The organism is Prodigiosinella aquatilis (assembly GCA_030388725.1).
Taxonomy (GTDB): domain Bacteria; phylum Pseudomonadota; class Gammaproteobacteria; order Enterobacterales; family Enterobacteriaceae; genus Prodigiosinella; species Prodigiosinella aquatilis.
Window position 1 is genome coordinate 4281879 of the sequence record CP128857.1, and the last position, 15221, is coordinate 4297099.

Here is a 15221-nt window from a genome sequence, read left to right on the forward strand (position 1 = left end):
CAAGATGAAGCACTCCATAATGTGGATCGAGTGAACCCGTAGTCAAAATAAACAAAGTGAGGGGCGTCCTCAATGGGCGCCTCATCTTCATGGTTGCCACGGACATCCCATGTTTCTTATCTGGCATAAATTAGCGCAACCTACCTTTTTTTGTCGCTGAAACAGGCTATTATCAACGTTCATGGGAGTATTCTTATCCCGCGAATGACCGATTTATTGTTCATCATGGAGGGAAGCATGCGGACTCGTATACTGATTGGTTTGGCTGCCGCTACTCTGCTAGCAGGCTGTAGCACCACCAATGAGCTCAGTGCAGCAGGCCAGGCAGTGCAGTTTACTCAGACCAAACCGGGTAATGAGTGTCAGTTGCTGGGCAGCGTGACCGGTACACAGTCAAACTGGTTTTCCGGCGGTAATGAAGGCAGTTCCATGCGTGGAGCAGCCAACGATTTGCGTAACAAAGCGGCGGCAATGGGAGGGAACGTGATTTATGGCATTTCCACACCAAGCCAGAACTTCTTGTCCAGTTTTGCCCCGTTGGACAGCAAAATGCAAGGACAGGTTTACAAGTGCCGTTAACATGCTGAAGACAAACCGGCAAATGCTCGCCGGTTTGTCTTATTCTGCAACAATGTCACCCTGATGTTGCCGCATCCCCAAATCCAGTGGCGTTTTGCTCGCCTCTCCGCCAATTTCCCGTGCCAGACGCGGCACTAGATAACCAGAAACCTGTTTCATCAAACCTCGAACCAACGTTCGCGCTTCATCATCAGGCACCAGAAAATGTGCCGCCCCTTGCACTTTGTCCAGGACATGCAGGTAGTAAGGCAGGATACCAACATCAAACAGCGCATTACTTAACATCGTCAGCGTTGCAACCGAATCATTGACGCCACGCAGCAATACGCTTTGGTTCAGCAACGTGACGCCAGCCTGGCGCAACCGTGCCATACTTTGTGCTAAATCAGTATTGATCTCATTGGCATGGTTAATATGCGTCACTAGCACAATCTGCAAAGGTGACAAAGAGAAACGCTGACATAACGTTTCCGTAATGCGGGACGGAATCACCACAGGCAGACGACTGTGGATACGCAAGCGTTTCAGGTGCGGAATGGTTTCCAGCTCGGTCATCAGCCAGTCCAGCTCATGGTCTTTGGCCATTAGCGGATCACCGCCGGAAAAGATGATTTCATCCAGCTCCGGATGTTGTTGGATATAGCTGATCGCTTGCCGCCAGTTGGCTTTGTTGCCTTGGTTATCGTGATATGGGAAATGGCGACGGAAACAGTAGCGACAATTTACCGCACAACCGCCTTTGACCAACAACAAAGCGCGGTTGCGATATTTGTGCAACACCCCAGGGACAACGCTATGCTGTTCATCGAGCGGATCGAGACTGAAACCGGGCGCGGCAGCAAACTCTTCCTGCGCGGTCATCACCTGCAATAACAATGGATCCAGTGGATCGCCCGGTTGCATCCGGGCAACGAACGACCTCGGCACCCGTAATGGAAAAAGTTTGCGTGCATCACGCCCTTTGAGCAGTTCTGAGTGATGACTGAGCGCCAGAAGGTGCAATAATTCGTCCGGATCGGTGATAACGTCGGCGAGTTGTTGCAACCAATCTTCTCCAGATAAGGTATTTCGGGTTATAATGTGTGCCATTTTTTGGCTAAATTACCAGTATTAAGAGGACCAACATGGCGTCTTATAGTACCAATGAATTCCGTTCAGGTCTTAAAATCATGCAGGACGGTGAGCCGTGTGCGATCATTGAGAACGAATTTGTTAAGCCGGGCAAAGGCCAGGCATTCAACCGCGTAAAAATCCGTAAGCTTATTTCCGGCAAAGTGCTGGAAAAAACCTTCAAATCCGGCGATTCCGTGGAAGCGGCAGACGTGATGGATATGAATCTGACTTACCTGTATAACGACGGTGAGTTCTGGCACTTCATGAACAATGAAACATTCGAGCAGTTGGCTGCGGATGCCAAAGCCGTAGGTGATAGCTACAAGTGGCTGGTTGAACAGGCTGAGTGTGTGCTGACACTGTGGAACGGCCAGCCGATCGCAGTAACACCACCAAATTTTGTTGAACTGGAAATCACGGAAACAGATCCGGGCCTGAAAGGCGATACTGCGGGTACAGGAGGCAAACCAGCCACCTTAACTACTGGTGCGGTAGTTAAAGTTCCACTGTTCGTGCAGATCGGCGAAGTCATCAGGGTTGATACCCGTTCTGGTGAGTATGTCTCCCGCGTGAAGTAAGCCCGATTTTTCACTGCCGTCAGTTGCTTCTGGCGGTTCATGGCACAGGACGTTGTCGTCTGGCATGACCTCTTCATCAAATTTTTTTTGAAAAATGTTGCCAGTGGCAGTTCCTGCGGGGAACCAGATCAAGCGCCAAGGCCGCTCGGTTGAGAAAACGAGCGGCCTTGCTACATGATAATTCGTTAAGAATTACCCGCCGATATCACGACGGCTTACTCATCCGGAAAATCTAGCAGGAAGCGTTCAACATCATTCACCATGGACTCTGTACCCACAAAGAAGGGGGCACGCTGGTGCAATTTATTCGGAATGATATCCAAAATACGGTTCTTGCCATCGCTCGCCTTACCACCCGCTTGTTCAGCCAGGAAAGCCATCGGATTACATTCATATAGCAAACGCAGTTTGCCTTGAGGATAACTGGCCGTACTGGGATAAAGATAAATCCCCCCTTTCAGAAGGTTACGGTGAAAATCCGCCACCAGAGAACCGATATAACGTGAGGTATAGGGACGTTGTGTCGATTCATCCTGCTCCTGACAGTACTTGATGTATTTCTTAACACCCTGTGGGAATTTGATGTAGTTCCCTTCGTTGATAGAGTACATATTTCCTTTCTCAGGGAAACGCACTCTTTCATGAGAGAGGCAAAATACCCCGAGCGAAGGATCATAGGTAAAGGCATGGACACCATGGCCAGTGGTATACACCAGCATGGTAGACGATCCATAAACGATATAGCCTGCTGCAACCTGCTTATGACCGGGTTGCAGAAAGTCATCTTCCGTGACCGACTGACCCAACGGCGTGATACGACGGTAGATAGAAAAAATAGTTCCTACGGAGACGTTAACATCGATGTTGGATGACCCATCCAGTGGATCCATCAATACCACATATTTAGCTTTTTCAGCCCGCTCTCCTTCGAAGATTACAATTTCATCCTCTTCCTCAGAAGCAATACCTGCCACTTCACCACGTGCTTTCAACGCGGCTTTCAACTTTTCATTGGCAAACAGATCAAGTTTCATCTGTACTTCGCCCTGAACATTGGAAACCCCACTGGTACCGAGAATATCGACCAAGCCGGCTTTATTGATATCACGGTGGATGATTTTCGCACCCAGTTTGATGGCTGACAGCAGCGCGGTGAGTTCACCGGTGGCATGAGAGAAATCGTGCTGTTTTTCGACGATGAATTCGCCTAACGTTTTCATAACACTATTCCAGAATCTACGGATGAAAAGCGGTTATAATTTTGTACCGCCAACGTTTGCGTTTGCAAGTGTAGCCCAAAGAGAAAGTGACTACCTAGTCAAATCCATTTCTTATGATGGATTCATGGCGTTAGAATAGAACAGCAGACTCACTGTATATAGATGGGAAATGTATGCGTATTCATATTTTAGGTATCTGTGGCACCTTTATGGGTGGGTTGGCGCTGTTGGCTCGCTCGTTGGGACATCAGGTGACGGGTTCAGATGCTAACGTCTATCCACCAATGAGTACCTTGCTTTCAGATCAAGGGATTAACGTCATTCAAGGATATGATCCGGCACAACTCGATCCTGCTCCGGATCTGGTGATCATTGGTAACGCCATGACACGCGGCAATCCTTGTGTTGAGGCCGTACTGGAACAAAGTATCCCTTATGTGTCCGGCCCGCAGTGGCTGCACGACCATGTACTACGTAACCGCTGGGTTATTGCAGTGGCAGGAACACATGGTAAAACCACCACAGCAGGGATGGTGACCTGGATTCTGGAAAATTGCGGTTATAAACCAGGTTTTGTCATCGGCGGTGTACCAGGTAACTTCACTGTCTCTGCCCGACTGGGAGATAGCCCATTCATCGTCGTGGAAGCCGACGAATATGACTGCGCCTTTTTCGATAAACGTTCCAAATTTGTTCACTACAGTCCCCGCACACTGGTTTTGAATAATCTGGAATTCGATCACGCAGACATTTTCGACGATCTGAAAGCTATCCAGAAACAATTCCACCATCTGGTACGTCTGGTTCCGGGCAAAGGTCGTATTATCCTGCCTTCCGGCGATTTACATCTCAAACAGGTTATGACGATGGGATGTTGGAGCGAACAAGAACTGGTGGGTGAAGATGGTACTTGGAACGCTAAAAAAGTGGCCGTGGACGCCAGCATATTTCAGGTATACCTGAACGGAGACGTGGTCGGAGAAGTGCATTGGAATCTGGTGGGTGAACATAATATGCATAATGGCATAATGGCCATTGCTGCCGCTCGTCATGTTGGTGTTCCTCCCGCAGAGGCCTGTCGGGCATTAAATGGGTTTATTAATGCTCGACGTCGTCTGGAGTTACGTGGCACTGAGCATAATGTCTCGGTTTACGATGATTTTGCCCATCACCCAACGGCTATTCTGGCAACGCTGGCAGCGTTGCGTGGCAAAGTTGGCGGTACTGCTCGTATTCTGGCAGTGCTCGAACCACGTTCCAACACCATGAAAATGGGGTTGTGCAAAAACGAGTTAGCGCCTTCTCTCGGCCGCGCAGATGAAGTTTTTATATTTCAGCCACAGCATATTCCATGGCAGGTTGCTGAAGTAGCTGAAGCATGTGTACAACCGGCGCACTGGAGTGCGGATATTGACACACTGGTAGAGATGATTATTAAAACGGCTCAACCGGGTGATCATATTCTGGTGATGAGTAATGGCGGTTTCAGTAATATTCACAATAAACTGCTGAAGGCCCTTAAAGAGAAAAAACAAATCTCATCCACTGATGCCTGAGATCAAGCTGCTTGCCGGCAAGTATATCGCAACGGGACCCTCAGCCTGGCTGGGGGTCTTTTATAGGCAATAAAAAAGGACGGATAGTCAATAATGCTTGCTAGTTAAGCCTTTGAAGGAGGCCGCAACGGATAACGTTGCGGCCTCTTTTTTACCGCTCTGGAGTAATGACGTGCTCTTCGTTCCGGCAGGACCAACCCTGAGGCCATTGCCATTATCTCTTTCATTATTCCCAGGATTTTCCCCGGTGCTACACCCGGTAACAGGCTCAACTGACTTTTCAGATACAGCGCTGACTGTTTAAAACTAATCTGATAAGGCTCCACACCTTTCAGGCTATACGCCATCTGTGCCATCATGAACCTCAGAAGATTGTAGGACAGAGCTACTCCCCACAGTTCCTGGCGCACCAGCTCCGGTTTTTTGCTTCTTACCGTTAGCTCATTATTCAGCAGATGTTGTTTCATTTCCCTGAACCCAGGCTCTATTTCCCTGCGATGACTATACAGCGCCACAATGTCCGATTTTGGATACATCAGTGGGCCACACATGGATGTCAGTATCTGCACCATTTTGCCGTTGAGCTCTTTGCTGATAAGCCTTGCTGTCAGCGTCTCCGGCGCGCGCTGCCATTTTTTCTTCGCCTGTGGCGATAACGGTAATTCCACCCGCTCCTGCCCGGCACATAACTTGCGTACAACACGGTACTGAGCACCTTTACGCAGTGGCAGCATCCAGTGCCTTTCCGTTCCGGCCGACTGCCAGGTATGCAGCAGACCGAGTGCGTAAAAACCTTTATCAAAAAGGGTCAGCGAACAGTCTGGAGTGTGTGGAATAAGTTATGCCGCAAGGTCTGCTTCACCGCATGCGGTGACACTGTCGAAAGCCACTGCTGACAACAGATGGTTGGTGACTTCCATCTGGCACACCATACGCCGTTGTGGCCACTCGGAGCATTTATCGGCATTGGAAGTGCGTCCGAAGGCGGCATCATTTTCTGGGGTGTCGCGCGTTCACCATAGCGTGCCATCCACGGCCATCAGCGTCAGCCCGTTCCAGTGAGACAGGGGCGTTTTCTCAAACCACAGGCGCTGAGTTTTCTCAAACATTAATCGGATGACGTCTTCACCGAGTCGCTGGCGAGCCTGAACAACGGCACTGGGCGCGACAAAGGGTCGTTTCCCCGGCAGCAGAATATCCAGATGAGACACGAGCTGGTTCATTGAATGGGAACGAAAAAGTGACATCCCCATCACTTCCCAGGCCATCATTTCCATAGAAAGTCGGCGTTTACGTAATGTGACCACGCAGGTATCGGCAAGGCACTCATCAATAAGTTCAGGAGAAAGGAGGTCTGAAAGGGCCGCGAACTCCTGAGGAGTAAATTGGTGGATTGTGTCCAAAACCTGACTGAGAAGCATAAAAAATCCGTAATCCTTGAGAGATTACGGATTCTTGCAGAACTGCCAAATCGTTCAACCGATCATTTTTGTCTTAACTGATCGGCATTACAGATAGTCCGTCCTTTTTTAACATCTGACAACTATTACGCGTCAAACGGATCGCGCAGAATCATGGTTTCTTCACGTTCAGGTCCCGTAGAGATAATATCTACCGGAACACCGGTGACTTCTTCGACCCGCTTGATGTAATTCAGTGCCGCCTGTGGCAGTTTGCTATGATCTGTCATACCAAAAGTGCTTTCAGACCAGCCCGGCATAGTTTCATAGATTGGCTCGATACCATCCCAGCCTTCAGCAGCCAACGGAGTTACATCCACTTCACGGCCATCAGGCATCCGATAGCCTACACAGATCTTCACTTCTTTAAGACCATCAAGTACATCCAGCTTGGTCATGCAGAAACCGGACAATGAGTTAATCTGTACAGCACGGCGAACTGCTACCGCATCCAGCCAACCGGTACGACGACGGCGTCCTGTTGTGGCACCGAATTCGTTACCTTTCTGAGAAAGATATTCACCAACATCGTCAAACAGTTCCGTCGGGAAAGGACCTGCCCCAACACGTGTGGAGTATGCTTTAACAATTCCCAGTACATAGTCCACATAACGCGGCCCCAGGCCAGAACCAGTGGCCACGCCACCCGCAGTGGTATTAGAGGAGGTTACATATGGATAGGTACCGTGATCGATATCCAGCAATGTTCCTTGCGCCCCTTCGAACATAATCAAATCGCCACGTCGACGGGCTTTATCCAATAAGTCAGAAACATCGACCACCAGAGAAGTCAGGATATCGGCGATCGCCAATACTTCATCCAGTGTTTTCTGATAATCCACCGGCTCAACTTTATAGTAGTTAACCAGCTGGAAGTTATGATATTCAATGATTTCTTTCAGCTTGGCGGCAAAGCTCTGCTTATTAAACAAATCACCTACGCGCAGACCGCGACGGGCAACTTTATCCTCATAGGCAGGCCCAATACCACGCCCGGTAGTACCAATTGCTTTATCCCCACGTGCTTTTTCGCGCGCGTTATCCAGCGCGACATGATACGGGAGAATTAACGGACAGGCTTCAGAAAGCAGCAGACGTTCTCGTACCGGTATGCCACGCGCTTCAAGTTCCGTCATTTCCTTCATGAACGCATCAGGCGCCAACACCACACCGTTACCGATGATGCTGATGACATTTTCACGAAGAATACCCGAGGGAATTAAATGAAGAACGGTTTTTTCACCGTTGAGAACCAGAGTATGGCCAGCATTGTGACCACCTTGGTAGCGCACAACATATTTAGCCCGTTCAGTCAGCAGGTCCACGACCTTGCCTTTACCTTCGTCACCCCATTGGGTGCCCAGTACGACAACGTTCTTACCCATCTCAAAAATCACCAGGTTGCTTAAAAAAGGATTCTAACATCTCATCTTTCTGCTTTCAGTACTTTTAGCACACGTTTGCGCACATTTTTTAGCAACAGTTTTAGCCACCTAAACGGCTACTCAACATATAGTAGATCACACAACCAGCAACCACTATACCTCCACCAAAACGACGTAAAATATTGTCCGGCAACTGCACCATAGACAGGATCATCCGACGCCAAATACGCGGAAACAACAACGGTCCAAGCCCTTCAACAACCAGGACCAGGCTCAGCGACAACCAGATAGTGGCATTCATAAAAAAACTCCAGACAGAAAAAAGCCCGTAAATACGGGCTTTTTTGAACTAAAAAACAGTATTAATGGGCAGAGACCGTTTTCTCTGGTGATTTCATGTAGCGGAAGAAATCACTGTCTGGACTCAACACCAACACATTCTGACTATTATTGTCAAAACTATGCTCATAAGCTCTCAGGCTACGAATGAACGCATAAAAATCAGGATCTTTACTGAATGCCGCAGCAAATAACCTGGCTGTTTCAGCATCCCCTTCACCGCGAAGGATGCGTCCTTGGCGTTCCGCTTCTGCCAATGTACGGGTAACTTGATAATCCGCAGCTGCTTTTAGTTTCTCTGCCTGTTCTTTCCCTTGTGAACGATATCGACGGGCGACGGCTTCACGCTCTGCACGCATACGTTTATAAATGGCATCAGAAACTTCTGTCGGCAGATTGATCTGCTTAATCCGCACATCAATAACTTTAATACCCAGCGCTGCCATACTGTTCGGGTTGACGTGCGGCACACCCGTCGTTTCACGGGCGACACGTGCCGCAGCGGAAGCAATGGCATTATCCGCTTCAGTGGTTTCTCCAGTACCGGTATTCAATGCGTTACGCACATCGGACATCAGTTGACCACGGGAATCCGTTACGATCCCGCTAACATCAAGACGACCGATTTCAGAACGCAGACGGTCGCTGAATTTACGTTTCAACAGCACTTCTGCCTGGGATGTATCACCGCCACCCGTTGCCAGGTAATACCGGCTGAAGTCGCTGATTCGCCATTTGATGTAGGAATCAATAATCAAATCCTTTTGTTCCTTGGTAATAAAGCGATCAGCCTGGTTTTCCATCGTCTGAATACGGGCATCCAGCATTTTCACTGATTCAAGGAATGGGATCTTTACGTGCAGGCCTGGCATATAAACAAGCGGTTTATTTTCATCATCACGAAGAACCTTGCCAAAGCGCATCACTATACCGCGCTGACCTTCCTGGACGATAAACAGCGAAGAATAGACCACCACCAGCACAAGGAGCAGAATAAATAGTACAGGCTTACGCATATTATTCTCTCCCTACACGAGTGATATCATTACGCTGAGCATCCGCTTTGCGTTGATCCATGATGTTGCTACTGCTACCACTGGAATCCGATGTACTGTGATTCACTCCTGAACTGGATACCTTCAGTGGAGCAACCTTACTGCCAGTAATACTATCCGAGGTCGTATTACCACTGTTCTGATCACCCAATAGACGATCCAGCGGCAGTACCATCAGGTTATTGCCTTTATCATCAATCAGTACCTTGCGATTATGGCTCAACACTCGCTCCATAGTTTCAATATAAAGGCGTTCACGAGTAATCTTCGGGGCGGCTTTATATTCCGGTAACAGGCTTGCAAAGCGGGAGACTTCCCCTTGAGCTTCCAGTACTACTCGGGTTTTATAAGCACGAGACTCTTCCAGAATACGCTGAGCCTGGCCATTAGCCCGCGGTTGCACTTCGTTGGCATAAGCCTCTGCTTCACGAATATATTGCTGTTCGTTCTCACGGGCAGCGATAGCATCGTCAAAAGCCGCCTTAACCTCTTCTGGCGGACGCGCCGTCTGGAAGTTAACGTCGAGCAACGTAATCCCCATATCATAAGGACGAATAGTTTCCTCTATCACTCGCTGGGTATCCGTACGCACAATGGTACGTCCTTCCGTGAGGATCTTGTCCATGGTGTATTTACCGATAACGCCACGCAGTGCGCTGTCAGTCGCCTGACGCAAACTATCATCAGCATTCGTTACACTAAAAAGATACCGTTCAGGCTGAGTAACCCGGTACTGTACGTTCATTTCCACACGGACAACGTTTTCATCCGAGGTCAGCATGATGCCAGAAGTAGCCAGTTCACGGACAGACTCCACGTTAACCGCCCGTACGGCGTCAATAAACGTCGGCTTCCAATTCAACCCCGGACCGACTATATGGCTGAATTTACCAAATCGGGTAACAACACCACGCTCCGCCTCTTTGATAGTGTAAAAACCACTGGCAGCCCAGACTACCACCGCAGCGACCACAATCAGACCGACAACACGCCCGCCCAATAATGATGAACCACCACTATTTCCAGAGTTTCCTGAACCCGAGTTTTTTTTACCTCCCAATTCACTAAGCTTTTTGCTTAATTTACGGAAGATATCGTCAAGATCGGGTGGTCCCTGATCTCGACCACCTTTATTATTTCCGCCAGAGTTGCCGCTATTATTATTGCTGCTCCCCCACGGGTCGCGGTCCTGTCCGTTATTACCGGGCTGATTCCACGCCATGTTTTAGCTCCATTAATTATGATAGGTATTCTTAGGGGTTAATTGTCCCAGAAGTCCATCAGATTATATTCACAATTCAGACAATATAATCTTTCAATTCCTGCTCTTGCTTACAGAGGCGCCGCCACTCAACGATAGGCATACGAACTGTCAAGCCCACGCTTCCGTCCTCTTCAATCCATTCTTTTTCTATTGCCTGAAGCTGATAAAAACGGCTTCTCAAGCGTCCAGCCTGAGGGGGAAGATGTAATGAGTAATGGACGATCTCCCCAGAAAGCCGCTCAGTTAATGCCCGAAATAATAATGAGATACCAACGCCAGTCTGGGCAGAAAGCCAAACTCTGACTGGCACGTTATCTTCATTACGGTCAATACGCGGTTCAAAGTCTTCCAGCATATCGATTTTGTTCATAACCTGTAGCACAGGAATGTCATCCGCTTCAATCTCTGCCAGCACGATTTCTACCGCTTCAATATTCTCGTCCATGCGAGGATCAGCGGCGTCCACTACGTGTAACAATAACGAAGCCTGACGTGTTTCCTGCAATGTTGCTTTAAATGCAGCAACCAGATCATGCGGTAACTGCCGGATAAAACCCACGGTATCTGCCAGCACAGTATCACCTACATCCTCCACCTCTATGCGGCGCAGTGTAGGATCCAGGGTGGCAAACAACTGATCAGCTGCGTATACCCCAGCCGATGTCATCTGGTTAAATAAGGTCGATTTTCCAGCATTGGTATAGCCCACCAGAGAAACCGTGGGGACATCTGCACGGACGCGCGCCCGACGTCCCTGTTCACGCTGTTTCTCTACCCGAGTCAAACGGGATAAAATCAGGCTGATACGATTACGAAGTAAACGTCGGTCAGTCTCAAGTTGAGTCTCACCCGGACCTCGCAGCCCAATACCGCCTTTCTGACGCTCAAGATGAGTCCAACCACGTACCAGACGGGTGGCAAGATGGCGTAACTGCGCCAACTCAACCTGCAATTTCCCCTCATGGGTACGCGCTCGCTGAGCAAAAATATCAAGAATCAACCCGATTCGGTCAACCACCCGACATTCACATAAACGTTCAAGGTTGCGTTCTTGAGCCGGTGTTAAGGCGTGATCAAACAACACAACAAAAGCATTAGTAGCTTTAACCGCCTGGGCAATTTCTTCCGCTTTACCCTCACCCACAAAATATTTGGGATGCGGTGCTTTACGACTACCGGTAATAACCTGCAACGACTCAATACCAGCAGAAGAAACCAGAGATTCGAACTCCAGTAAATCTTCCGTATCTTTCTCTTGTGAAAAGTAAATATGAACTAATATCGCCTGTTCACCGGCTTCATAACGGTCAAACAACCGAGCAACCTCTCAAACAAACGAACACGGTCATGGCAGGGAAAACGGATAACATCATCCATTTCTCTGCCATGGTAAACCGGTAATGAGCCTTATTCAGCGTCATCGCTATCCTGTTGCGGCTGTTGCTGACCAGCAGGATTACTACCATGATAGTTGTTAGTACCAGGATTACTGCTAGTACCTGGGGTATTACTATGGTGCGACACCGGACGGGATGGGACCACCGTGGAAATGGCGTGCTTATACACCATCTGGCTAACCGTATTTTTCAACAAAATGACAAACTGGTCAAAAGACTCAATCTGACCTTGCAACTTGATACCATTCACCAAATAGATCGAAACCGGAACACGTTCGCGACGCAATGCGTTCAAGAACGGATCTTGTAAAGATTGCCCCTTAGCCATTCTATATTTTCCTTATTTGCTTGTTGTTTGTAACAAAGAACCCTATGGCCCTAAAATAACGGTATAAAATTTTTGTGCTGAGAATCAGCTAATTGTACACAATCACCCAACCTATGCACTAACAACCTGTATTACCTTATCTATCGCTTCCCGCGGCTTGTCGCTGTCTAACCAGCAAACGTCGTCCCAACCACGTAACCAGGTCATCTGGCGCTTGGCCAATTGCCGGGTAGCACAAATACCGCGATAAACCATTTCATCGTAACCAATTTCGCCAGATAAATACGACCACATCTGGCGATAACCAACACAACGGATAGAAGGCAAATCGGTGTGTAGATCAGTTCGGTCAAATAATGCTCTGGCCTCCGTTTCAAAACCCATCTGTAACATCTGCTGAAAACGTAGCGCAATCCGCTGATGAAGCAATTCGCGCGTAACAGGAGCAATAGCAAACTGATACACACGATAAGGCAACGCTTCACCAGATATTTTTGTCAGCTCGGTTAAAGTGTTACCTGAAACGAAAAAAACTTCCAGTGCCCGCGACAGTCTCTGTGGATCATTTGGATGAATCCGAGCCGCCGCAACTGGATCTATCTCACATAACTGGCGATGCAGCGCTTCCCATCCCTCTTTCTGTGCCCTTTCTTCTATTTGCCGACGCACCAGGGAATCGGCCGATGGCAAAGGAGAAAGTCCTTCAAGCAACGCCTTAAAATACAGCATAGTTCCCCCCACCAGCAGAGGGATACGACCAGCGGCACTGATTTCTGCCATCGACTGTAGCGCATCACGGCGAAAATCAGCGGCAGAATAAGATTCAGCCGGGTCACGGATATCGATCAGGCGATGTGGTACTTGGGATAGCTCATCCGCACCGGGCTTTGCTGTACCGATATCCATGCCACGATACACCAGAGCAGAATCGACGCTGATCAACTCAACCGGAAGATGCTGATGTAACGCCATCGCCAACGCTGTTTTTCCGGACGCTGTCGGTCCCATGATAAAAATGGCCGGCAGATACGGTTCCTTTTCAAATTCAGTCATGCTTCAAAGCCTTGATGGCAGCGTCAATATCCATCACACATAAAAATTCAGGTGGCGGATTTCTCACCCACTGTGGGCACAGACGCTCCACTTCCGTTAACAACTGTATTGCCTGGGCATGTGTCCAGTTTTCATGCTCACTGATCAACTGATGTGCCATCCACACAGCGATCTGTTCAGACTCTGCCATGGGATAATCGGCCAGATAACCTAACAGGTAAGAAATCAAGTTTTGTAAATTTTGTTGTCTCAATGGTAAAGGTACTGCTCGCAGTGTAGCTCGCTGTTGTTCAACCGCGACATCAATACCAAATTGCGTCAGTAGTGCCTGATGCTGCGAAAGCACACTCAACTCCTTTTTATCCAGCGTCAAGCGCTGTGGGATCAGTAGTGGCTGCGGACGCAACCCTACTGTTGTGGGAGTAAGCTGAGCCTGTTTCAGATGGCGCTCTGCAACAGTGAGTGACAATATCGCTAGCCCTTGCTGGTACTCCACCAACGCATAGCATGGCGGATAAACGGTTAATACCCTTCCTAATCCCTGGTCGTTGCTTGCCAATGGAGCCGTACTCATCACCTGAGATACCGCCGGTGACGGAGGCTTCAGCACCGTTTCTACTGGTGAAGAGCCGGGCGTACCTGATAATGGCTGTTTCGGCTGTAGCAATTTCTGGTACAGCTCTCCTTGTTTTTTCTGATAACCCGAGCCGCTGAGATAAGGCGCGGGCTGACGTTCACGAGCCGTTGTGCTGTCAGGTTCGGGAACCGCTTTTTCCACCGATGAAGAAATCGTCCGGGCAAAATGATTTCCTCCCGATGCAGTACGGTTTTCCTGCTGCCATACTGGCGTAGGTTCAACGCCCGGCTCGGTGATGGGCAATATCGGTGCCGCCGACTGCTGTAATACCGTCATCACCGCCTGATAAATAAAATCATGTACCAGCCGAGCCTGATGAAAACGGACTTCATGTTTGGCAGGATGCACATTGACATCCACCTGATGGGGATCCACTTCCAGATAAAGGACATAAGCGGGTTGCTGCTCATCTTTGAGCTGATCCTGATATGCCTGACGGATTGCATGATTAATCAGACGATCGCGCATCATACGCTGATTGACATAGCAGTATTGCATTTCCGGCAGTTGTCGCGCGCCGGCAGGATCCGCCACCCAGCCATGAATTTTCAGGTCGCCATGTTGCCAGGAAACCGCCAGCGCATGTTGCAGAAAAGCCGCGCCACAGATATTACCTAGTCGACGCTCATATTGCGAGGCATCACTGACAGCCCGATATTGACGGATCAGTTTACCATTATGATTCAGATTGATCGCAATATCGAACCGGGCTAACGCAATGCGCCGAACTACCTCATCAATATGAGTAAATTCGGTTTTTTCTGCGCGCATAAACTTACGACGGGCAGGTGTATTGTAAAACAGATCCAGGACTTCCAGTGTCGTCCCTACCGGATGGGCAGCCGGTTTTACCGTAACATCCATATCGCGGCCTTCCGCATAGGCCTGCCATGCTTCACTCTGCTGCACAGTGCGTGAGGTCAGCGTTAAACGCGACACTGAGCTGATACTGGCCAAAGCCTCGCCGCGAAATCCCAAACTGATAATCGCTTCCAGATCGTCAAGAGTCGCAATTTTACTGGTCGCATGGCGAGCCAGTGCCAATGTCAGATCCTCTTTGCTGATACCCGAACCGTTATCTCGGATACGGATCAACTTGGATCCTCCCCGTTCAATGTCAATATCAATGCGTGTGGCACCAGCATCCAGGCTATTCTCGACCAGTTCCTTCACCACAGACGCAGGTCGCTCCACTACCTCTCCGGCGGCGATCTGATTGGCCAATTGTGGTGGCAGAACCTGAATCGGCATGAACTT

13 protein-coding genes and 1 pseudogene are annotated in these 15221 nt (G+C 49.0%); 3 read left to right on the forward strand and 11 right to left on the reverse strand.

Going from position 1 to position 15221, the window contains the following annotated elements; translation table 11 throughout:
- The first annotated feature begins 237 nt into the window (after positions 1–237).
- Positions 238–579 (forward strand): DUF4156 domain-containing protein, encoded by a 342-nt coding sequence (locus PCO85_19930; protein WJV53402.1) that lies wholly within the window; start codon positions 238–240, stop codon positions 577–579.
- Between the two features lie 39 nt (positions 580–618).
- Here the strand turns inward: PCO85_19930 and epmB are convergent, their stop codons facing one another.
- Positions 619–1668 carry an EF-P beta-lysylation protein EpmB gene (gene epmB / locus PCO85_19935; protein ID WJV53403.1) on the reverse strand — a complete coding sequence of 350 codons (1050 nt, stop codon included), beginning with the start codon at positions 1666–1668 and terminating at the stop codon, positions 619–621.
- 35 nt (positions 1669–1703) lie between these two features.
- Between epmB and efp the strand changes: the two genes are divergently transcribed.
- A complete protein-coding gene (gene efp / locus PCO85_19940; GenBank protein ID WJV53404.1) occupies positions 1704–2270 on the forward strand; it encodes an elongation factor P in 567 nt (188 codons plus the stop codon).
- A 215-nt stretch (positions 2271–2485) separates the two neighbouring features.
- Here the strand turns inward: efp and fbp are convergent, their stop codons facing one another.
- Entirely contained in the window at positions 2486–3490 is a 1005-nt protein-coding gene (fbp, locus tag PCO85_19945) for a class 1 fructose-bisphosphatase (protein ID WJV53405.1), read from the reverse strand.
- A 173-nt stretch (positions 3491–3663) separates the two neighbouring features.
- Between fbp and mpl the strand changes: the two genes are divergently transcribed.
- Positions 3664–5046, forward strand: coding sequence for a UDP-N-acetylmuramate:L-alanyl-gamma-D-glutamyl-meso-diaminopimelate ligase (gene mpl, locus PCO85_19950; GenBank protein WJV53406.1), 1383 nt, complete (start codon positions 3664–3666; stop codon positions 5044–5046).
- A gap of 104 nt (positions 5047–5150) precedes the next feature.
- Here mpl and PCO85_19955 read toward each other — a convergent pair.
- The 9 genes and pseudogenes from PCO85_19955 to mutL all read right to left on the reverse strand — a co-directional run bounded on the left by PCO85_19955 (position 5151) and on the right by mutL (position 15215).
- Positions 5151–6467 (reverse strand): annotated as a pseudogene (locus PCO85_19955) (IS4 family transposase).
- Between the two features lie 125 nt (positions 6468–6592).
- Complete coding sequence (locus PCO85_19960; GenBank protein ID WJV53407.1) at positions 6593–7891, reverse strand: adenylosuccinate synthase; 1299 nt, start codon at positions 7889–7891, stop codon at positions 6593–6595.
- A 100-nt stretch (positions 7892–7991) separates the two neighbouring features.
- Positions 7992–8192, reverse strand: coding sequence for a DUF2065 domain-containing protein (locus tag PCO85_19965; protein ID WJV53408.1), 201 nt, complete (start codon positions 8190–8192; stop codon positions 7992–7994).
- Between the two features lie 61 nt (positions 8193–8253).
- A complete protein-coding gene (hflC, locus tag PCO85_19970) occupies positions 8254–9246 on the reverse strand; it encodes a protease modulator HflC (GenBank protein ID WJV53409.1) in 993 nt (330 codons plus the stop codon).
- A gap of 1 nt (position 9247) precedes the next feature.
- Complete coding sequence (gene hflK, locus PCO85_19975) at positions 9248–10507, reverse strand: FtsH protease activity modulator HflK (protein ID WJV53410.1); 1260 nt, start codon at positions 10505–10507, stop codon at positions 9248–9250.
- A 76-nt stretch (positions 10508–10583) separates the two neighbouring features.
- The gene (hflX, locus tag PCO85_19980; protein ID WJV53411.1) at positions 10584–11864 is read right to left on the reverse strand and encodes a GTPase HflX; all 1281 of its coding nucleotides are present in this window, start codon (positions 11862–11864) and stop codon (positions 10584–10586) included.
- Positions 11865–11956: 92 nt separating this feature from the next.
- A complete protein-coding gene (gene hfq, locus PCO85_19985) occupies positions 11957–12274 on the reverse strand; it encodes an RNA chaperone Hfq (protein ID WJV53412.1) in 318 nt (105 codons plus the stop codon).
- Positions 12275–12385: 111 nt separating this feature from the next.
- On the reverse strand, positions 12386–13327 hold the full coding sequence (gene miaA, locus PCO85_19990) for a tRNA (adenosine(37)-N6)-dimethylallyltransferase MiaA (protein ID WJV53413.1): 942 nt from the start codon (positions 13325–13327) through the stop codon (positions 12386–12388).
- The gene (mutL, locus tag PCO85_19995; protein ID WJV53414.1) at positions 13320–15215 is read right to left on the reverse strand and encodes a DNA mismatch repair endonuclease MutL; all 1896 of its coding nucleotides are present in this window, start codon (positions 15213–15215) and stop codon (positions 13320–13322) included. The genes miaA and mutL overlap by 8 nt, the downstream gene beginning before the upstream one ends.
- Between the last annotated feature and the right edge of the window lie 6 nt (positions 15216–15221).